The organism is Paenibacillus sp. MMS18-CY102 (assembly GCF_009789195.1).
In the GTDB taxonomy this organism is placed as follows: Bacteria; Bacillota; Bacilli; order Paenibacillales; family Paenibacillaceae; genus Paenibacillus_T.
Genome location: NZ_WSTC01000001.1, coordinates 112,389 through 132,952, shown reverse-complemented (window position 1 = coordinate 132,952; position 20,564 = coordinate 112,389). Strand labels below are relative to the sequence as shown.

Sequence of the window (20,564 nt, the reverse complement as noted above, 5' to 3'; positions counted from 1 at the left end):
AAGCTTGCTAATTATGGAGAAGCCTTAAGGAGGCAACGTAAAGTGAGAGTCATTGCCGGATCGGCCAAAGGGCGACCGCTCAAAGCGGTGCCCGGCATGAATACGCGGCCGACTACCGACAAGGTGAAGGAAGCGATTTTTAGCATGATTGGGCCTTATTTTGATGGAGGCCTAGCGCTCGATTTGTTTGCAGGTACGGGCGGGCTCGGGATTGAGGCGTTGAGCCGAGGTGCCGATAAAGCGATTTTCGTTGATCGGGAGAAGATTAGCATCGATATCGTACGCCAGAACGTAGGGGCTGCAAACCTTGCGGGAAAAGCAGAAATTTATCGAAACGATGCGGAGCGTGCGGTGAAAGCGCTGGCGAAGCGGGCACAGCCATTCCGGCTCGTGTTTCTAGATCCGCCTTACCGCATGACGAACATGGATGAGCTGCTGGGCGAGATGGCCGGCCATGGATTGCTTGAGGCAGGGGCAACGGTCGTCATTGAGCATGATGCAACACATCGTTACCCGGAGCAGTTCGGGGGGTTCGAGCAGAGAAAGTACGCCAAATACGGCGAAACGGCTGTAACCATCTACGATTACCAGCCGGAAGAGAGTACTAATGACAGCGAAGGTGGAGGAACACAAGATGGCCAATCATGAAGGCGTAAATAACCGAGTTGCGGTATATCCCGGCAGTTTTGACCCTGTAACGCTCGGGCATCTCGACATTATACAACGGGCAGCCAAACAGTATGAAACCCTAATCGTGGCCGTACTGAACAATACAAGCAAAAACCCGATGTTTACTATAGAGGAACGAAAAGAATTGCTGGAAGAAGTAACGCGCGATATTCCTAACGTCAAAATTGATAGCTTCCGTGACCTGCTCGTGCGCTTCATGAAGTCGCGCCAGGCAGGGACGATCGTCCGCGGCATCCGTTCCGTATCTGATTTTGAGTATGAGCTGCAGATGGCTTCAACCAACCACTTGCTGGATGATGAGATTGAGACGATATTCATGATGACTAATCCTAAATTCTCCTATCTGAGCTCAAGCATTGTCAAAGAAATCGCCCGTTTCAACGGGGATGTTTCCGAGCTCGTTCCGCCAGTCGTTCAAGAACGGTTAGCGGCTAAGGGGAAAGCTTAATCCAGCGCGGCGAGGGACGTTCAGCTAGCCTAACGCCGAATGAGCGAGCGATGGCGGATCGCTAGCGAGAACAAGGCGCCAGCGATTAGCAAGATGGAAAACCCTGCAACAGAAAGCGGCACATAGTTCCAAAGAGACGGGAGGTCAGCTAGCCGGACCGCCCCGTTTGCCGTCGTTCCAGCTAGCACAGGGATGGCGCCGTCATCGGTTGCTGCCGTCATAATCGATTGAACGGGACGCAGCAGCAGCAGCCCGAAAGCGCCCGCGCAGCATGCATGGAGAAGCCGGGCGCCGATGAAGGGCCACAGCTTAAGGTCGGTGCCAGCAATTGCTGCGCCGACTTGCACGATAGATCCAAGGCCGCTCCATGCCAGTGAAGCTGCTACCGCTGCCACCGTCCATGCTGCGTTTCCATCGGGAGCGGGCCAGGTGGCTGCTGCGTAAGCGCCGATATGGCTCTCCAGAAGGGCTGGCAGCAGCCAATTGGGGAATGGGAGATAGGCCGTAATGAGTTGCCATGCCGGCGTGAGCAACCGTACAAGAACAGCGCTGATAATGACGATACCGCCTATCGCCATCAGTTTGTAAACCGCAGCAAGCGTGGCATCCCCTAGTGCCTTGCCGAAGGACCGTCCATCTAAGGCACGTGCTTCGCGCATGGCTGACGCTGCGTTAGCTAAAAAGCCAGTTCGGCTGAATGGCCGTTTTGAGCCCGATTGCGGATCAAGCGGATACTCGTCGTAGCTAGCGTCATCGTCTGAGGCCGAGCGCAGTGCTGACAACAAGGAAGTGGCGACAGCCATAAAAGGCAGGCTTGCCCATACGGCTAAGGCGACGGCGATGCCAAGCGAAGGTTGCTTCAGAAATCCAGCGCTCACGACAACGAGCATGAGCAATGGATTGGGCATATGGGCCATGGCTAGCAGCCACTGGCCTTCTCGCTTTGTAACGATGCCTTTGCGCCTTAATGCAGCAGCAGCGTCCGAACCTGCTGAATAGCCGCTTGACCAGCCAGTTGCGATGGCGATGCCAGCAGCGCCGGGCAAACGAAACAAGAGCCGCATGATCGGCTCTAATAAGCTGCCGAAAAAGGCTGTAACGCCGAAGATGGCCATAATATCAGCGAGCACGAGAAACGGCATTAAGCCGGGGAAGATGATCGTCCACCATAAGGTAAGGCCTTGCAGCGAGGCTTGAAACGTCGCGTCCGGCTGGCGAACTACAGCAGCGACAAGCAATAGGGAGATGAAGGCGAGAATAATTGTGCGCGCCATTGTCTAAGCCCCTTTCTATGCGAATTGCCCCAGGGACGGGCAGTCGTTACATTGTACGCTTGGGGCAATAGCGATAGACCTTGAAACCAATGCAAATGCCTGCATAACAAAAAAGCCGAGGCCAGCGTATATTAACGCGGCCAGGGCTTGGTTAGAATCCGATGCGGATCGGCGGTTCGTAATAATCGCGAAGCAGTTCACGAGGCGTTGCACTAGGATTGCGTCCAAGCGCATACGCGGATGTCGCTCGAATATCGAGTGTGAGGAATGGTGCGCTTTTCGTTGCCTGTGCTACGCTTGCCAGTACGGGCCATTTGGCGGCATGGCGCATACGCTTCAGCAGCGCTTGCCCGGCAGGCGTGAAGCCAAGCACTCGGATATAGCCAGGACCGTCTTCGAGGCTAGCAGGCGATAACGCTGTTTTGGTATGGCCAAGCAATAAAGCTAGCAGTGCACGTTGGAGCTTCGTCCGCGTGTACCGTTTCGTCTTTAAGGATGCGAGAAGAGATTCGAAGCGCAGGTCTGGCAATTGGGCAATGGCGTTGAGCAGCCGATGCTCCAATCCTTCCGTCATTTCATGCATCGTGCCAATTTCGCCAGCTGACTTTGTCACTATCGAATGAAGCAATGTTGTCTCAAAGTTTCGCCAGTCTACCGCTTTGCGGCCAGCTGCCCGTTCTCTCTCCATAATGTGGAGCGTAGAAGGCGGCACAAATGCTTTTGCGGCATCAAGCGTTTCGGATTCCATTAGCATTTTGCGAATGGCTGTTGCGCTGGCAATCGCTTCATCCGACGGGGTTTGATCGTTGTATCCTGACTTTTCTCTCGTGATCGTGTAAGATTCAATGTGGCTGTTTAAACGCTCTAGCGCGAGCGAATAATGCAGGCCCAGAGAGTTGTTGGGTTGTGCAATAGCTAATGAAGTTTCGCCTGACTCGGCGAGATGGGCGGCCAACGCAAGCTCATATGCGGCTGGGTAAGGGAGGCCTTCTGCCAGACGTTCGTTGAGGCGATCCCGGAACTGCTGCGGTTCCTCGCGAAGCGCGCGCGCCGCAGCACGAAACGGTGCGATCTCGCCTGATTCGCTGCCAAAGCATAAGGAGTCGACGGCCCCTGTCGCATCGAGCGTTGCTACTGCGCCTCGCGCGAACCATTCGGCTGACTGCGTAGAATAAGCGACAGGCAGCTCCAGAACGAGGTCGCAGCCGCCTTGTAGCGCCATCTCGGTGCGAGCCCATTTATCGAGCAAGGCAGGCTCTCCCCGCTGCAGAAAATGGCCGCTCATGACGGCGACGACCGCGCCTGCACCCGTTATTTTACGCGATTGCTGCACATGATATAGATGTCCATTATGAAAAGGATTGTATTCCACGACGATTCCGACCGTGCGCATGGCGGTCCTCCAATGCTCTAAATCTCATTTCAACCATCATATCATGTGCTGAAAAAGTTGACAAAACCATCATGCGGCCGATATAATAATCTTTGTTTGTTTGGGGTGATCTCATGCAGTTTCGTATTCAAGAAGCATTGACCAAAGGAAAGCTCGCTCCGATCCATGAAACATTGGATTTCAGCAATCTGTTGAAAGGTCGTAAAGATGTGCTCTCAACAGAACCTGTACGAGTGGAGCTGAACGTATCCGCTGAAGAAGGCATTATCCATGTCGACGGCCGTTTGGAATCTGAACTTGAGATGGCTTGCTCCCGTTGTTTGAACGCGGCTGCGGTTAAGGTGGACGTGCCATTTCATGAACAGTTCAAGCAAGTTACAGTCTTATCGCCTGATGACGAGGAGTCTGATGAAGACATCATCGAAGTTGTTGGCGATGTGCTGGACTTAAAGCCGTACGTCGAAGATTTGTGGCTTCTCGAGCTGCCGTTTGTGCCGATGTGCACAGATGACTGCAAGGGACTTTGTTCCGAATGCGGACAAAACTTGAATGAACGAGAATGCGGCTGCAGCCGTGGGAAGATTGATCCACGTCTAGCTGCACTTAAGGATTTGTTCATTGACGACAACCAATAACGTGCCACATTAGATGGCCGGTAATTCTGTGAAGGAGGTGGGAAACATGGCAGTACCACAACGTAGAACTTCCAAAACGCGCCGCGACAAACGTCGTACGCATTTCAAACTGGCGGTGCCAGGTATGGTTAAATGCGAGCAATGCGGAGAGTTGAAACTTGCTCACCACGTATGCAAAGTGTGCGGATACTACAAAACGAAAGAAGTTATCTCGCAATAAGGCCGGTTTCCCGCTTATAGTACTTCATCTCGCGATGAAGTGCTATTTTTTTCAATGGGACCCCGGGCACGCTGCACTTTGCTGCAGCCATCCTTATATGACGGCGCGCGCGAAGGCCGACGGTCATGCTATGACCGGCTCGGCGTTGCTTCGCGGCGTCATTTTTTATATACTGGTTTAGTACCAGGTTATAATAGCAGCTCATACAATTGATATAGAAAATATGAAGCAAAGGTGGTGCCGGCCATCGAACGATTGCCGAAACGTCAGCGGCACCAGCAATTGTCGAAGCTCATCGAAGAAAATCCGTTCATGACGGATAGAGAGCTGACTCGGTTGTTGAAAGTCAGCATTCAGACCATCCGGCTTGACCGGCTGGAGCTTGGCATCCCGGAGCTCCGGGAAAGGCTGAAACTTATGGCAGAACGGTCCTACGATTCGGTTCGGTCACTGCCGCTGCATGAAGTCATTGGAGATATCGTTGACCTGCAGCTCGATAAGAGCGGCATTTCGCTTTTTGAGATTGCACATGAGCACGTTTTCTCTAGAACGGGAATCGCGAGGGGGCATCATGTTTTCGCACAAGCGAACTCATTGGCCGTAGCGGTCATCGATGATGAAATCGCGCTAACGGCAACAGCTGACATCCGATTTATCCGTTCGGTGAAGCTTGGAGAGAAATGTATAGCCAAAGCCTACGTTCGGTCGATTTCTGGCGAGAAGAGCAAGGCTAAGGTAGAAGTGTTCACTTACGTAGGGGAAGAGATGGTGTTTCAAGGCAATTTCGTCATCTATCGATCTGCGGGGGATTACGTTAGTGAGGGAGGAATTGAACGTGCGGATCGCCATTGACGCAATGGGCGGCGACCATGCCCCGAATCTTATCGTAAAAGGCGCACTCGATGCAGCGGCACAGTGGACCGATATCCAAGTGATACTTGTTGGGGATTCGGCTGTTATTGAACCGCTGCTTCAAGGAAGCATGCCTTCGAACGTGAGGATCGAGCATGCGGAAGAGGTTATCGGCCCGGATGAAGAGCCGGTGAAGGCAGTACGCCGCAAGAAGCGTTCTTCCATGGTCGTTGCAGGCCAGCTCGTTCGGGAAGGGCAAGCCGATGCGATGATATCGGCAGGCAACACTGGCGCGCTGATGACGACTGGCTTGCTTGTAGTGGGCCGAATGGAAGGAATCGAGAGGCCAGCGCTAGCGCAATTGATTCCAACGAAAAACGGTGTCAATGTGATGGCGCTTGATCTTGGGGCCAATATGGATGCAAAGCCTGAGCAATTGGTTCAATATGCACAGCTGGGCAGCATCTATAGAAGCAAGGTAGACGGTTTAACCAATCCTCGCGTCGGCCTGCTTAATGTAGGGACAGAGGAACGCAAAGGCAATGAGTTAACGAAAGCGGCCTACGACCTGTTAGAAGCATCTTCGTTGAACTTCATTGGGAACGTCGAATCACGGGATGTGCTGGACCATAACTGCGATGTCCTAGTATGCGACGGATTTGCGGGCAATATTATGCTTAAGGCCATAGAAGGAACCGCAAGTTCCATTATGAAGACGCTCAAAGAAGAGTTTAACCGTTCCTTGTTAACGAAGTTGGCGGGCGCGATTATGATGCCGGGCCTACGCAATTTCAGAAAAACAATGGACTACAAGGAGCACGGAGGGGCATTGCTGCTTGGGGTAAACGGATTAGTTGTGAAAGGCCACGGCTCCTCTGATGCATTGGCAATAAGAAATGCAATTCGCCAAACGCGCAATGCGTTGATTAGCAATGTTACGGCGAGCATGGCGGACGAAATTAGCAGGAAGTGAGTGAAGCATTAGTGGGTACGCAATCGGTCGGTATTATTGGTACAGGCAAATATGTGCCGGAGCGCGTGTTGACGAACGCTGAGCTGGAGCAAATGGTGGAAACGAATGATGAGTGGATCGTCACTCGCACCGGCATTCGGGAACGCCGTATGGCAGCGCCGGAACAAGCAACATCGGATCTTGCGCTTCTCGCTTCGCAAGAGGCGATTCGTGCAGCAGGGCTGACAGCAGAGGATATCGATCTTATCGTTGTCGCAACGATTACGCCAGATATGTTCTTCCCTTCTACAGCGTGCTTGCTGCAGGATAAACTAGGGGCGTCAAAGGCGGCAGCATTTGACCTATCGGCTGCATGCTCAGGGTTCATCTACGGGCTGGCAACAGCTTCGAGCATGATTGCAACAGGCATGTATAAGCATGCTCTGGTTGTTGGGGCAGAATGTTTGTCGCGCATTACGGATTATACAGATCGCAACACTTGCATCCTGTTTGGGGATGGAGCCGGTGCGGTCGTGCTCGGCCAAGTAGCTGAGGGGCGCGGCTTTAAGTCGTTTGAACTTGGCGCAGATGGCAGTGGCGGTGAATTGCTTAAAGTAAGCGGGGGCGGTTCGCGCATGCCATCGTCATCGGATACAGTAGAAGGCAAACATCATTATATTCATATGGCAGGCAATGACGTATTTAAGTTTGCGGTTCGCATTATGGGCGGAGCTGCTGAGGATGCGCTTCGTAAAGCAGGAATGGACAAGAGCGACATCGACTTGCTCGTTCCCCATCAAGCGAATATCCGGATTATTAATTCGGCAATGAACAGGCTCGAAATGCCTGAAGACAAATGCATGATTAATCTTGATAAATATGGCAACATGTCTGCGGCCTCCATTCCGGTGGCATTAGCAGAAGCTGCAGAGCAAGGGCGAATGGCTGAAGGCGATACAGTCGTGCTTGTCGGCTTTGGCGGCGGCTTAACATGGGGCGCAACCGTATTGAATTGGTAAGAAGGTCCCGCAGGGACCAGTCGCTTCTGTAACGAAACAATTGAGGCAGCGAGAACGAGGGGGCAGAGGAAGGCAATGACGAAAACAGCATTCGTATTCCCGGGTCAAGGCGCGCAAGCAGTCGGGATGGGACATGATGCTTTTCAAACGTTTGAAGGATCGCGCAAAATCTTCGAACAAGCAGACGAAGCGCTTGGCTTTTCGTTGAGCGGCATTATTTTTAATGGGCCAGACGATTCGCTCAAGCAGACAGCCAATACGCAGCCTGCACTTCTAACGGTAAGCGTGGCATTGCTTGAAGCGCTGAAAGGCCGTGGGCTAACGCCCGATTACGTAGCAGGGCATAGCCTCGGCGAGTATAGTGCGCTCGTCGCTTCGGGCGTTATGTCGTTTGCAGATGCTGTAGTTACGGTGCGCTCGCGCGGTGAATTTATGGAACAAGCCGTTCCTGGCGGCACTGGCGCGATGGCAGCAGTGCTTGGCGCAGAGCGTGAGGCATTAGCGCAGCTATGTGCGGCAGTTTCGGCAGAGGCTGGCGCTGTTGAGCTAGCAAATGTGAACTGCCCTGGGCAAATTGTAATCTCCGGTACGGCTGCAGGTGTACAAGGCGTCGTAGAAAGAGGCAAAGAAGCTGGCGCTAAGCGGGTTATCCCGCTTGAAGTTAGCGGACCGTTTCACTCTTCACTCATGAAACCTGCTGCTGAACGTTTGAGTGGTGTGCTAGCCAACGTTTCGTTCCAAGATGCAGCGATTCCGGTTATCGCTAACGTGACGGCAGAGCCTGTTACGGCGGCAAGCTCCATTCGTGAACTGCTGGTCGAACAAGTGTATTCACCGGTTTTGTGGGAAGACACCGTTCGTAAACTGGTCGATTTGGGCGTTACTACATTCGTTGAGATTGGTTCGGGCAACGTACTGGCAGGATTGATCAAAAAAGTCGACCGTGGTTTAACTGTTATTTCCATTAACAGTGTTGAATCGTTAGAGGCGGCTGTTACGCCAGCTGGCTAAAGCTTCTGCTTTGATGCCATATAAATGACGTACGATAGGAGGCATACGATGTACGCAAGTTTGGAAGGTCAAACCGCACTCGTTACAGGCGCGTCACGCGGATTAGGGCGAGCGATTGCAATTGCCCTTGCTGAAGCAGGCGCAGATGTTGCTGTAAACTATGCCGGCAGCGAGTCTGCTGCACAGGAGACGGCCGATGCCATTAAGGCGCTTGGCCGCCAAGTAATCCTGGTGCAAGGCAACGTAGGAAAGTATGATGAGTTCGACGGAATTGTCAAAAGCACGATTGAACAATTCGGCAAGCTTGATATTTTGGTGAATAACGCAGGCATTACTAGAGATAATTTAATCATGCGCATGAAGGAAGAGGAGTTCGATCAAGTGATCGAAACGAATCTGAAAGGCGTGTTCAATGGCATTAAAGCTGTTACTCGCCAAATGATGAAGCAGCGCTCAGGCCGCATTATTAATATTTCTTCGGTTGTTGGTTCTCTCGGAAATCCTGGGCAGGCCAATTATGTTGCAGCGAAAGCCGGCGTGATGGGTTTAACGAAGTCTGCAGCTCGCGAGCTGGCATCACGTGGCATTACTGTCAATTGCATTGCGCCAGGGTTTATTGAGACCGATATGACGGACAAGCTGTCGGATGAGGCTAAGGCGCATCATGTTGGCCAAATTCCGCTTGCACGCCTTGGGCAGCCGAATGATATTGCCAATGCGGTTCGCTTCTTAGCATCAGGTGCTGCTTCTTATATGACAGGCCAGACGATTCATATCGACGGTGGCATGTACATGTAAGGTGCTTCGCTAGTGTAATTCCGTGCAATATGAAACGGTTACTCTGGTATTTTGTCTGCAATTCTCGTATAATACCATGGAGGAGGTGAACCGGATGTCCGAAGTATTGGATCGTGTCAAACGCATCGTCGTTGACCGCCTCGGCGCAGAAGAAGCTGAAGTTACGCTCGAAGCGAACTTCAAGGATGACCTCGGCGCTGACTCTCTCGACGTAGTCGAGTTGGTCATGGAGCTAGAAGACGAGTTTGACTTGGAGATCTCTGATGAAGATGCAGAGAAAATCACCACTGTGGGAGAAGTAGTAAATTACATACAATCTCATACGTAAGGTTCGTAAGTCCCGTTATTGCAACGGGACTTCTCTCCATCATTGACGTTTTTTTGGTTGGCATTTGCGGCATGCTGTAGCAGCCGTGATTGAAGCAAGGCAAGGCAAGCGAAGGCTGAAACTTTCGTTACATATAAAGCTTGTGATGGCATTGCCTATCTTGCATGCCATTCATACTGCTGTCCGTAGAGGTGAACTGAATGAAACAGAGAGTTGTTGTCACAGGCATGGGGGTCATGACCTCGCTCGGCTCCGATCTGGATCAGTTTTGGGGTAATTTGATGGAAGGCAAATCCGGCGTCTCGGTTATCGAAGCGTTCGACGTATCGGAGTATCCGACTCGTATCGCTGCAGAGATCAAAGGTTTTAACCCGGAATTGTTCGCAGATCGCAAGGAAGCACGCAAAATGGACCGTTTTGTTCAATTTGCTGTAGCGGCTACGAAGAAAGCTGTTGAAGATGCAAAGCTTGAAATTGGTACGAATGCAGATCCTGAGCGCGTAGGCGTTATGATCGGATCAGGCATTGGCGGTTTGGGCACATGGGAAGATCAACATAACATTTTGCTGGAGAAAGGGCCCAAACGCGTTAGCCCATTCTTCATTCCGATGATGATCGCGAATATGGCGTCCGGCCAAGTGTCAATGGCAACTGGAGCAAAAGGCCCGAATAGCACAGCCGTAACAGCGTGTGCTACTGGTACCCACTCCATTGGCGACTCGTACAAAATGATTCAGCGCGGAGATGCCGATGTTATGCTATGCGGCGGTGCCGAAGCGACGATCAGGCCTACGGGGATGGCAGGATTTTGCGCCATGCGCGCGATGAGCGTGCGGAACGATGAGCCAGAGAAAGCCAGCCGCCCGTTTGACGTAGACCGCGATGGTTTCGTTATGGGTGAAGGGTCAGGCGTATTGGTGCTTGAGTCGCTTGAGCATGCGTTAAAGCGCGGGGCCCACATTTATGCAGAGGTTATCGGCTATGGCATGAGCGGCGACGCACATCATATGACGGAGCCTGATCCGGACGGTGCAGCACGTTGTATGACGCGTGCTTTGAAAGATGCAGGCATCGCGGCAGAAGAGATCGACTACATTAATGCACATGGCACATCTACGCCGGTAGGTGACCGTTCTGAAACGTTAGCAGTCAAGAAGGCGCTAGGCGATCATGCGTACAAGGTTGCGATCAGCTCAACCAAGTCGATGACCGGGCATCTTCTCGGCGCAGCAGGCGGCGTAGAAGCGGTCATTCTAGGGTTGACGATCCAAAATGGCATCATTGCACCGACGATCAATCTCGATAATCAGGATCCGGAGTGCGATCTCGATTATGTGCCGAACAAGCCGCGTAAAGCAGCAGTTCGGACAGCCCTCTCCAACTCGTTTGGGTTCGGCGGACACAATGCGTCGATCGTGATGAGAGCGTATGAGGCATGATGCGCTTGACCAGCTACAGCAACGGCTGCTGATTCGTTTTCGGCAACCGCGGCTGCTGAGGCAGGCCTTTACACACACATCATATGTGAATGAACATAGGGGCAAGCCGATTGAGGATAATGAGCGATTGGAATTCCTCGGGGATGCTGTACTCCAGCTGTTGGTTTCTGAACATTTGTTTCTTACCTATCCGAATCGGCCAGAGGGTGAGCTGACCCGCATGCGTGCGTCGATCGTTTGTGAGCCATCGCTTGCACGTTTTGCCGACCTGCTAGGGCTTGGAGCATGTGTGCTTCTTGGCCGAGGCGAGGAGCAGCTAGGAGGGCGACATCGTCCTGCGCTGCTTGCCGACCTGTTCGAGGCGTTCGTAGGGGCTGTGTATCTGGATCAAGGACTAGACCGTGTAAGGCTGTTTTTGACCGAGCGTGTTTTTCCTCAGATCGAGGAGAATGGCTCCTTGCTAGTGAAAGACTTCAAGTCGAAGCTGCAAGAGAAAGCGCAGCACGGTACGCTTGGCACGGTGGAATACCGGATTGCCGAGGAGCGCGGACCAGCGCATGATCGCGAATTCGTCGTTGAAGTGCGGATCGGTGACCAGCCGTATGGCGTAGGCGTTGGCCGGACGAAGAAGGAAGCAGAACAGCGATCAGCTGAAGCAGCTTGCTTGAAGCTTGAGCAGGAAAGCTAAGAAGTGATGATTAGGGCGCCGCGGCAGCATAGGTTATGCTGCCGCGGCGCTTCGTGTATGGCATCCCTTTTTCAGCGGCTATGCGGCCAACTGCAGAATACCGCTCTCTAGCCCTTGTGGATATAGAGGAGCGGTTTTTTGATGGGCGGTGAACCATAGGCATAGTCCTGACCTTTCTTCTGCAATATGGTACAATAGTCGATGAGGTGAACGGGAGAACATGTTCCTGAAACGGATTGAATTAGCTGGATTTAAGTCGTTTGCCGACAAAACAGAAATGGAGTTCGTACGCGGCATTACAGCCGTCGTAGGACCAAATGGCAGCGGCAAGAGCAATATTTCGGATGGCATCCGATGGGTGCTAGGCGAACAAAGCGCTAAAAGCTTGCGCGGCGGCAAAATGGAAGATATCATTTTCGCCGGCAGTGATGCCCGAAAAGCGGTTAACTTCGGAGAGGTTTCATTAACGTTAGATAATGGCGATAATGCTCTTCCTCTTGAATATGATGAAGTTACGGTTACAAGGCGTGTTCATCGCAGCGGCGATAGTGAGTATATGATCAACAAGCAGCCATGCCGGCTGAAAGATATTACGGAGTTGTTCATGGATACCGGGATCGGGAAGGAAGCTTACTCGATTATCGGCCAGGGCAGGATCGAAGAAATTTTAAGTACGCGTTCCGAAGACCGCCGGGGCATATTTGAAGAGGCATCTGGCATTGTGAAGTTCAAATCGCGTAAGCGGGAGGCGCAGCGCAAGCTAGATGAGACGGAGCAAAACTTGCTTCGTATTCATGACTTAGTCTCTGAGCTTGAAGATCAGGTTGAGCCACTGCGTGCGCAATCGGAGAAAGCGATTCGTTATAAATCGTTGCGCGAACAATTGCAGACGCAAGAGATTTCTATGTATGTTCACCAGATCGAGACGGTACATACGTCATGGAATGAAGCGACGGCTAAGCTTGCTGAGCTAGAGAAAGAACGCTTAACTTATGCGTCTGTTGTAAGCAAGCATGATGCGTTGCTAGAGAAGGATCGCCATCGCCTTCGCGAGATTGAGGCAGAGCTAGACCAATTGCATGAATTGATGCTCCAACTGAGCGAGGAATATGAGAAATGCGAGGGTTATGGCGAAGTTTTGAAGGAACGGAAGCGTAACCAAGAGCAGAATAAACGGCAGATGGAAGAATCAGCCGCTTCTTTGGACGAGCGCATTGTTGCGTTAATGAAGGAAGAAGCTGACTACCGTGCCAAAGTGGCTGTTTTGGAAGAGCAGACGGCTCGTCTTCGCGAGCAGCTTGTCCAAGAGGAGGAACAGCTTATTGGCGCGGTTGGCGGGACTGGCCAAGAGGCGGAAGAGACGCTGAAGACGGAGCTGCTCGATGTTTTGAGTGCTATGTCTCAAGCACGCAATGAAATTCGTTATTGTGAGCAGCAGCAAGAATCTGTTAAGCGCAAAATGGACCGGTTAGGTGACGAAGAGGCCAAATGGTCACAACAGCAAGCAGAACTAAGCGCCAAACGCGAGGAGTTATCTGAGCGGCTGGAATTTACGCTGGAGTCACTAAACAAAGCGAAGTCCCGTTACATGGAAGAGAGCCAGCGTTCCCAGTCCTCGGGCAAGCTGCTTGAAGAGACGCAACAGACCGTTCGCAAATGGGAGCAACGTCTAGATGCGCTCGTAGCGCGCCGGGATACGATGAAAGAAATGCAGGATGCGCTCGATGGCTTTATGCACGGCGTTCGAGAGGTGCTAAAGGCAGCCCGCAAGCCGCAAGGTGGCTTAAGCGGTGTACATGGAGCGGTTGCGGAGCTGATGCGTGTTCCTGAACGGATCGAGATGGCGGTTGAGACAGCATTGAGCGGTGCGCTACAGCATGTTGTCATGGAAAATGAAGCGACAGCACGCGCAGCGATTGCATTCCTTAAGCAGCGCCAACTGGGCAGAGCGACATTCTTGCCGCTTGACGTCATTCGTGGACGGCATGTCTCAGAGGCTGACCGCCGGCAATTCTCTTCTGTTGAAGGTTTTGTTGGGGTAGCAGCAGATCTCGTGTCATGTGATAGCAAATATGAAGCGATCGTCGCGAATTTGCTCGGCAATGTACTCATTGCAGAGACGCTAGAGCAAGCCAATCGTATCGCCTCCAAATGCCAATATCGGTTCCGTGTTGTAACGCTTGAGGGCGATATCGTCAATGCTGGCGGCTCAATGACAGGCGGCAGCTTGCAGAAGAAAGGCGCTAGCTTGCTCGGGCGCCAACGGCAAATTGAGCAGATGGATGAGGAGATCAAAGAATCGGAGCGGCAAGTCGATAAACTGCGGCTGCAGCTGTCCGACCTTCGCAAGGAACAGTCGATTCGTGGCCAAGATATTGAAGAATTGCGTGCACAAGGCGAGCGCTTCCGAATTGAAGAGCAGCACTTGAAATCCGAGCTTCAACAAATCGACAAGCAGTTGGCACTGCTTCAAGAGCAGTTAGAGGTTCATAGCATGGACCGCAGCGGGCAACTGACCGAACAGCAGGATTTGACCGCAGCAGCGGAAGCTGCGCGAGCGCGGTTGGTGGAATTGACTGCTCGTGAGGCGGAGCTTCAGCAACTCATCCAAGAGGCTGAAGTTCGGCGCAAAGCGTCGGAATCAGCACGCGAGGAGCTTCAAGGCCAGCTGACGGATTTGAAAATTTTGGCGGCGAAAACCGAGCAAGAGAAATTCTCGCTGGAAGACCAGGCTGCGAGAATTCGAGTCGATATTAATCGTGCGAAGCAAGAGTTGTCGGCGATGCGGGGCATCCAAGCCCAGTTGAAGGAAGATGAGGAACGCCACACGGAGGAAACCGTAGGGCAAATTGAGCAGTTGAATGATTTGAAGCTCAAAAAAGATGGCTGTGCGGAACGGACAGACTTCATGCGTGCTGAGCGCGCCCAGATGGTCAGAGGGCTCGAAGATGGCGAAAGCGAGACGAAGGAACAGCGGAACATGCTCCGAGAGACCGAAGATAAGATGCGGCAAACGGAAATCGCCGTGAATCGGCTGGATGTGGAGCTGGACAACCTTCTTCGCAAGCTGAGCGAGGAGTACGAGCTGAGCTACGAGCTTGCCAAAGAGCGATATCCTGTCCCTGAGGATGTCCCAGCAGCCCAGCAAGCGGTTCGCGACCTGAAGCGCCAAATTTCAGCCTTAGGCGATGTGAATCTCGGCGCGATCGAAGAGTATCAACGGGTGAAGGAACGGTACGAGTTTTTGGATACGCAGCGCAATGACCTCATTGATGCGAAGACGACCCTTTACCAAGTCATCCGTGAGATGGACGATGAGATGTCTAAACGTTTCCGCATGACGTTCGAGGCGATACGTACGCATTTTGTTGTCGTATTTGCGAAGCTGTTCGGCGGAGGCCGGGCAGACTTGATTTTGGCGGAGCCAGACCGTATTCTCGATACGGGCATTGATATTGTGGCACAGCCACCGGGCAAGAAGCTTCAAAACTTGCAGCTATTGTCTGGCGGTGAGCGTGCACTTACAGCGATTGCGTTATTGTTTGCGATTTTGCAGGTTAAGCCTGTGCCATTCTGCGTGCTTGACGAGGTTGAGGCGGCGTTGGATGAAGCGAACGTGGCTCGTTTTGCCCAATATTTGCGTGAGTTCTCGCACTTGACGCAGTTTATCGTCGTTACTCATCGCAAGGGCACGATGGAAGAAGCGGATGTGCTTTATGGCGTAACGATGGAAGAGGGCGGCGTTTCCAAGCTCGTTTCCGTGCGGCTAGAGGACGAGGAGTTCGCAGATGAAGAGGTCGCATCGGCTTAGGAAATAGAAAAAGAATAGACTCGGAATGTGGAAAGGGACGGCATGATATGAGCTTTTTTAAACGATTAAAAGAAACGATTGCTTCCAAGACGGAGGCAGTAACGAACATATTTAAAGACGGTCTCGCGAAGACCCGCACGGCGATCGTTGAAAAGGTAGAAGAGCTCATCACGCGCCGCAAAAAAATTGATGAGGCATTCTTTGAGGAATTGGAAGAAATTCTGATCGGGGCGGACGTTGGCGTGAACACGGTCATGCAGCTGATCGACGATTTGCGTGCAGAAGTGAAAGCGAGAAAGATCGAAGACGCATCTGATCTCCAGCCTGTGCTTTCGGAGAAGCTCGTTGAGATTCTTAAGGGCGTTGATGATCCTGAGCTTCGCATGGCAGAGAGCGGGATGACGGTCATTTTGTTCGTTGGCGTCAACGGTGTAGGCAAAACGACGACGATCGGCAAGCTGGCACACAAGTTCAAATCAGAAGGAAAGAGCGTACTTCTTGCGGCTGGCGATACGTTCCGTGCAGGGGCGATTGAGCAGTTGGAAGTATGGGGACAGCGCGTTGGCGTAGACGTTATCAAACAAAGCGCAGGCGCGGACCCAGCAGCGGTTATGTATGATGCTGTGCAAGCGGCCAAACAACGTGGCGTTGACGTGCTCCTATGCGATACGGCAGGACGGCTGCAAAATAAAACAAACCTGATGGATGAGCTGAACAAAATTTTCCGTGTTATCCAGCGTGAAGTGCCGACCGCACCGCATGAGGTTCTTCTTGTGTTGGATGCGACGACGGGGCAAAATGCGCTTAGCCAAGCGAAGCTGTTTGGCGAGAAGAGCGGTGTTACAGGCCTTGTGCTCACGAAGCTTGACGGTACGGCAAAAGGCGGCATTATTATTGCCATTCGCAATGAGCTGAACCTTCCGGTCAAACTCGTAGGGCTTGGCGAAAAAATGGACGACCTGCAGCAATTCGATTCGGATCAATTCGTCCATGCTTTATTCGCTGGGCTGATCCAGAAGAAGGATGAGGAAGAACAAGCCTAGCTTGCCTTCCCAGAATAGGCAAGGTTCGTGAACAGATTTTTTGCCTGACAAGGACAAAAGCTTGACACCGGCACAAGCATCCTGTACCATAAGGGAAGTTGATACAGTGTCAAGGCGTTGTACTTGACGGAAGGGGACGTGCCCGTGACTAGCGGTGGACCGGATGCGCTCGATAAAACGAACCGCATTAACCTGCTGTTTGATTTTTACGAGCCGTTACTGACGGATAAACAACGGACGTTTCTTATGCAATACTTTATTGAAGATTTTTCGCTTGGCGAGATTGCGGCTGACTTCGGCATTAGCCGCCAAGCGGTATATGAACATATAAAGCGTGCGCAGACGGTATTGGAAGGGTACGAAGCCAAGCTTGGGCTTCTAACCCGACATGAGACATTGCGGCGCGCGATGGATGGGCTAGAGGCTTGTGTAAAAGCATTGCCAGATGATAGCCGCCATAAATCGGAGTTGCTTGGCATTGCGGAATCGCTTCGCCAGGCGGAACAGACAAGGATTAAATAGTGAAAGCGGGTGAGTCATCATGGCGTTTGAAGGTTTGACGAGCAGGCTGCAGAATGTGTTCGGCAAATTGCGTGGCAAGGGCAAGCTGTCCGAGGACGATGTAAATGAAGCGATGCGTGAAGTCCGGTTAGCCTTGCTGGAAGCGGACGTAAACTTCAAGGTCGTCAAAGACTTTGTCGCCAAGGTGAAGGAGCAGGCAGTTGGCATTGAAGTTCAGAAGAGCTTCACGCCAGGCATGGTCGTAGTCGATATTGTACACAAAGAGCTGATTGAGCTTATGGGTGGCACGGCTACGAAGATTGCTAAGGCTGGCAAGCCGCCAACTGTTATTTTGATGGCAGGCCTTCAAGGTGCCGGCAAAACGACGACGACTGCGAAACTTGCCAAAATGCTCATCAAAAACAATCACAAGCCTTTGCTGATCGCAGGCGATATTTATCGACCAGCAGCAATCAAGCAGCTGCAAGTGCTAGGAGAGCAAATTAATGCACAGGTGTTTACGCTCGGCAACGACGTATCGCCAGTTGAGATTGCTCGCCAAGGCTTACAGCATGCCAAAGCAAACAGCTTTGATTACGTAATCGTCGATACTGCAGGTCGCTTGCAGATCGATGAAGCGCTCATGGATGAGATCAAACAAATTCACACCGTCGTCGAGCCGGACGAAGTGTTGCTGGTCGTCGATGCGATGACTGGACAAGAAGCGGTCAATGTCGCGAAGAGTTTCCATGAGCAGCTTGAGCTGACAGGCGTTGTTCTCACTAAGCTGGACGGCGATACACGCGGTGGTGCAGCACTTTCTGTCAAAGCGGTTACGGGATGCCCGATCAAATTCGTTGCAACTGGCGAGAAAATCGAACCGTTGGAGCCTTTCCATCCTGAACGGATGGCATCGCGGATTCTCGGAATGGGCGATATGCTCTCCCTTATAGAGAAGGCGCAATCGAGTATCGACGCAGATAAAGCTGCTGAGATGGAACGGAAGATGCGCAATGCAGAATTCACCTTCGAAGATTTTCTCGAGCAGATGGAGCAAGTTCGTAAGCTAGGCCCATTAGACCAGCTTCTTGATATGCTTCCGGGCATGAACAAGGTTAAGGGCATGAAAGATATGAAGGTTGATGACAAACAGATCAACCGCGTCGAAGCGATTGTGCGCTCTATGACGACGGACGAGAAGCGTAACCCAGACCTGCTGAACTATAGCCGCCGTAGACGGATAGCAGCAGGCAGCGGGACACAGATTGCTGACGTTAACCGTCTCATTAAGCAGTTCGATGAAATGCGCAAGATGATGAAGCAATTCTCAGGCATGATGGGTCCTAAAGGGCCAAAAGGCGGCCTGAAAGGCTTGAAGAACCTAATGGGCGGCAAAGGAAAAGGCATGAAGTTCCCGCCATTTGGCTAAGCATTGCGGCTAGACCGATTGCAATCCATGAAGTTGATTCTTGTAAGGAGGTGAATGAATAATGGCAGTTCGTATTCGTCTGAAACGTATGGGTGCTCACAAAGCTCCTTTCTATCGCGTAGTCGTATCCGATTCCCGTTCCCCGCGTGACGGCCGCTTCATCGAAGAAATCGGCACGTACAATCCGGTTGCTCAACCGGCGCAAGTGAACATCGATGAAGAGAAAGCGCTGAAATGGCTGCAAACCGGTGCACAAGCTTCTGATACGGTTCGCAACCTGCTTTCCAAAGCAGGCGTCCTCAAGAAGTTCCATGAGCTTAAGCAACAGAAATAACTGTTGATAGCGGAGGGCCTTTAGATGAAAGAATTAGTTCTTGTCATAGCAAAGGCTTTAGTGGATCATCCGAATGACGTGCGCGTCAGTGAGAAGGAAGACGGGCGAGGGAATCTTGTATTCAGCTTGTCTGTTCATCCTTCCGATGTCGGTAAAGTCATCGGCAAGCAAGGCCGCATAGCGAAGGCGCTGCGAATTGTCGTTTCGTCCGCTGCGGTTAAAACAGGTCGAAGAGTATCCATCGACATCGATTCTTGAATAGCGTACGACTTGGAGGGTTAGGATGAATGTCCTAACCCTTTTTCGATACATAATAATAAGGGCTAATGATCGGATTGATTTAACGCATGGCGTTAGGCGGCAGGAAAGGCGGAATGAAAATGGCTGACAAATGGTTTACCGTGGGCAAACTTGTGAATACGCATGGCATTCGTGGCGAAGTGAAAGTGTGGCCACAGACAGATTTTCCAGATGTGCGTTTTGCTCCGGGCAGCAAGCTGACCTTGTTCGAGGAAGGCAAAAGTGGACGTTTGGAAGTAGAAGTGGCAAGCTCACGTTCGCAAAAAAATGTGTATGTTTTGAAGCTCAAAGGCTACGACAATATCAACGATGTAGAGAAATATAAAGGGTGGATTCTTAAAGTTTCGGAGCATGATCTAGTTGATCTAGATGAGGACGAATATTATTACCATGAAATTATCGGCTGTACTGTTATTACCGATGAAGGCGAAGAGCTTGGCACTGTAGCTGAGATTTTGTCGCCAGGGGCGAATGATGTATGGGTCGTGAAGGGCAAAGGCGCTAATGGCCGGCCAAAAGAAATATTGATACCAGTCATTGACGATGTGCTTGTAGCCGTTGATGTTGATAATAAGAAAATTACCGTTCATTTGATCGAAGGATTGATTTAACGATTATGCGGATCGATGTATTAACGTTATTCCCGGAAATGTTCGACGGCGTGTTCGGCGCTAGCATTCTAGGAAAAGCACGGGATAAGGGCATTGTATCGCTTCAGGCGACCAACTTTAGGCAGTTCTCGACCAATAAGCACAGTACCGTTGATGATTATCCTTATGGGGGCGGCGGGGGCATGGTGCTCAAGCCGGAGCCGATGTTCGCAGCTGTCGAGCATTTGGTGCCCCAGGAAGGGCCTCGCCCTCGTGTCATTTTGTTATGCCCGCAAGGCGAGACGTTTACGCAGCGCAAAGCGGAGGAACTGTCCCAGGTGAAGCACTTGATCTTCGTGTGCGGCCATTATGAGGGTTATGATGAACGGATTCGCGAGCATCTCGTCACCGATGAATTGTCAATTGGAGATTACGTGCTAACAGGCGGGGAGCTTCCTGCGATGGTGGCAATCGATAGCATCGTTCGCCTGCTGCCAGGCGTGCTAGGCAACGAAACATCAGCGGTTACTGATTCGTTCAGCACTGGATTGCTTGAATACCCACATTATACGAGACCAGCTGTCTTCCGGGACTGGGAAGTGCCGGAGGTGCTGGTTTCTGGCAATCATGCGAGAATCGATGCGTGGAGGCGTGAGCAATCGCTTTTGCGAACACTTCGTCGCCGTCCTGAACTATTGGAACGTGCTGAATTGACGCCGAAAGAAAGGGTTTGGCTGAAAGCGTTATTAGAACGAGAAACTAGTAGTTCAGGTGTGCCAGATTCTGAGGGAGAAAAATAATCGTTCGGC

The 20,564-nt window shown here is 51.8% G+C and carries 22 protein-coding genes; 20 read left to right on the top strand and 2 right to left on the bottom strand.

Annotated features, from left to right (window positions below; all coding sequences use genetic code 11):
• The first annotated feature begins 42 nt into the window (after positions 1-42).
• Positions 43-648: a 16S rRNA (guanine(966)-N(2))-methyltransferase RsmD gene (gene rsmD, locus GON22_RS00660; RefSeq protein WP_160394200.1), complete on the top strand. Its 606-nt coding sequence runs from the start codon at positions 43-45 to the stop codon at positions 646-648.
• Complete coding sequence (gene coaD, locus GON22_RS00655) at positions 635-1,138, top strand: pantetheine-phosphate adenylyltransferase (protein ID WP_160394199.1); 504 nt, start codon at positions 635-637, stop codon at positions 1,136-1,138. The genes rsmD and coaD overlap by 14 nt, the downstream gene beginning before the upstream one ends.
• 29 nt (positions 1,139-1,167) lie before the next feature.
• Here the strand turns inward: coaD and GON22_RS00650 are convergent, their stop codons facing one another.
• Positions 1,168-2,412 (bottom strand): nucleoside recognition domain-containing protein, encoded by a 1,245-nt coding sequence (locus tag GON22_RS00650; RefSeq protein ID WP_160394198.1) that lies wholly within the window; start codon positions 2,410-2,412, stop codon positions 1,168-1,170.
• A 151-nt stretch (positions 2,413-2,563) separates the two neighbouring features.
• Positions 2,564-3,805, bottom strand: coding sequence for a nucleotidyltransferase (locus GON22_RS00645; RefSeq protein WP_160394197.1), 1,242 nt, complete (start codon positions 3,803-3,805; stop codon positions 2,564-2,566).
• Between the two features lie 113 nt (positions 3,806-3,918).
• Between GON22_RS00645 and GON22_RS00640 the strand changes: the two genes are divergently transcribed.
• The 18 genes from GON22_RS00640 to trmD all read left to right on the top strand — a co-directional run bounded on the left by GON22_RS00640 (position 3,919) and on the right by trmD (position 20,555).
• Positions 3,919-4,440, top strand: a complete 522-nt coding sequence (locus GON22_RS00640) for a YceD family protein (RefSeq protein WP_160394196.1) — start codon at positions 3,919-3,921, stop codon at positions 4,438-4,440.
• Between the two features lie 46 nt (positions 4,441-4,486).
• Complete coding sequence (gene rpmF / locus GON22_RS00635) at positions 4,487-4,660, top strand: 50S ribosomal protein L32 (RefSeq protein ID WP_021880971.1); 174 nt, start codon at positions 4,487-4,489, stop codon at positions 4,658-4,660.
• Positions 4,661-4,915: 255 nt separating this feature from the next.
• Positions 4,916-5,512, top strand: coding sequence for a transcription factor FapR (gene fapR / locus GON22_RS00630; RefSeq protein ID WP_202113029.1), 597 nt, complete (start codon positions 4,916-4,918; stop codon positions 5,510-5,512).
• Positions 5,496-6,485, top strand: coding sequence for a phosphate acyltransferase PlsX (gene plsX / locus GON22_RS00625; RefSeq protein WP_160394194.1), 990 nt, complete (start codon positions 5,496-5,498; stop codon positions 6,483-6,485). Before fapR ends, plsX begins: the two co-directional genes overlap by 17 nt.
• Positions 6,486-6,496: 11 nt before the next feature.
• Positions 6,497-7,483, top strand: coding sequence for a beta-ketoacyl-ACP synthase 3 (locus tag GON22_RS00620; RefSeq protein ID WP_160394376.1), 987 nt, complete (start codon positions 6,497-6,499; stop codon positions 7,481-7,483).
• 75 nt (positions 7,484-7,558) lie between these two features.
• Positions 7,559-8,494, top strand: a complete 936-nt coding sequence (gene fabD, locus GON22_RS00615; RefSeq protein WP_160394193.1) for an ACP S-malonyltransferase — start codon at positions 7,559-7,561, stop codon at positions 8,492-8,494.
• Between the two features lie 48 nt (positions 8,495-8,542).
• The gene (fabG, locus tag GON22_RS00610; RefSeq protein WP_160394192.1) at positions 8,543-9,292 is read left to right on the top strand and encodes a 3-oxoacyl-[acyl-carrier-protein] reductase; all 750 of its coding nucleotides are present in this window, start codon (positions 8,543-8,545) and stop codon (positions 9,290-9,292) included.
• A 94-nt stretch (positions 9,293-9,386) separates the two neighbouring features.
• Positions 9,387-9,620 (top strand): acyl carrier protein, encoded by a 234-nt coding sequence (gene acpP / locus GON22_RS00605; protein WP_006036552.1) that lies wholly within the window; start codon positions 9,387-9,389, stop codon positions 9,618-9,620.
• A gap of 200 nt (positions 9,621-9,820) precedes the next feature.
• Positions 9,821-11,059: a beta-ketoacyl-ACP synthase II gene (gene fabF, locus GON22_RS00600; protein WP_160394191.1), complete on the top strand. Its 1,239-nt coding sequence runs from the start codon at positions 9,821-9,823 to the stop codon at positions 11,057-11,059.
• The gene (gene rnc, locus GON22_RS00595) at positions 11,049-11,747 is read left to right on the top strand and encodes a ribonuclease III (RefSeq protein WP_160394190.1); all 699 of its coding nucleotides are present in this window, start codon (positions 11,049-11,051) and stop codon (positions 11,745-11,747) included. The genes fabF and rnc overlap by 11 nt, the downstream gene beginning before the upstream one ends.
• 220 nt (positions 11,748-11,967) lie before the next feature.
• Positions 11,968-15,558: a chromosome segregation protein SMC gene (smc, locus tag GON22_RS00590; protein ID WP_160394189.1), complete on the top strand. Its 3,591-nt coding sequence runs from the start codon at positions 11,968-11,970 to the stop codon at positions 15,556-15,558.
• A gap of 47 nt (positions 15,559-15,605) precedes the next feature.
• Entirely contained in the window at positions 15,606-16,601 is a 996-nt protein-coding gene (ftsY, locus tag GON22_RS00585; RefSeq protein WP_160394188.1) for a signal recognition particle-docking protein FtsY, read from the top strand.
• Between the two features lie 144 nt (positions 16,602-16,745).
• Positions 16,746-17,123 (top strand): YlxM family DNA-binding protein, encoded by a 378-nt coding sequence (ylxM, locus tag GON22_RS00580; RefSeq protein WP_160394187.1) that lies wholly within the window; start codon positions 16,746-16,748, stop codon positions 17,121-17,123.
• A gap of 19 nt (positions 17,124-17,142) precedes the next feature.
• Positions 17,143-18,531, top strand: coding sequence for a signal recognition particle protein (gene ffh, locus GON22_RS00575; protein ID WP_160394186.1), 1,389 nt, complete (start codon positions 17,143-17,145; stop codon positions 18,529-18,531).
• A 61-nt stretch (positions 18,532-18,592) separates the two neighbouring features.
• On the top strand, positions 18,593-18,865 hold the full coding sequence (gene rpsP, locus GON22_RS00570; RefSeq protein WP_006036559.1) for a 30S ribosomal protein S16: 273 nt from the start codon (positions 18,593-18,595) through the stop codon (positions 18,863-18,865).
• Between the two features lie 24 nt (positions 18,866-18,889).
• Entirely contained in the window at positions 18,890-19,123 is a 234-nt protein-coding gene (locus tag GON22_RS00565; RefSeq protein ID WP_160394185.1) for a KH domain-containing protein, read from the top strand.
• 122 nt (positions 19,124-19,245) lie between these two features.
• Entirely contained in the window at positions 19,246-19,776 is a 531-nt protein-coding gene (rimM, locus tag GON22_RS00560) for a ribosome maturation factor RimM (protein ID WP_160394184.1), read from the top strand.
• Between the two features lie 5 nt (positions 19,777-19,781).
• Positions 19,782-20,555 carry a tRNA (guanosine(37)-N1)-methyltransferase TrmD gene (gene trmD, locus GON22_RS00555; RefSeq protein ID WP_160394183.1) on the top strand — a complete coding sequence of 258 codons (774 nt, stop codon included), beginning with the start codon at positions 19,782-19,784 and terminating at the stop codon, positions 20,553-20,555.
• Positions 20,556-20,564: the final 9 nt, after the last annotated feature.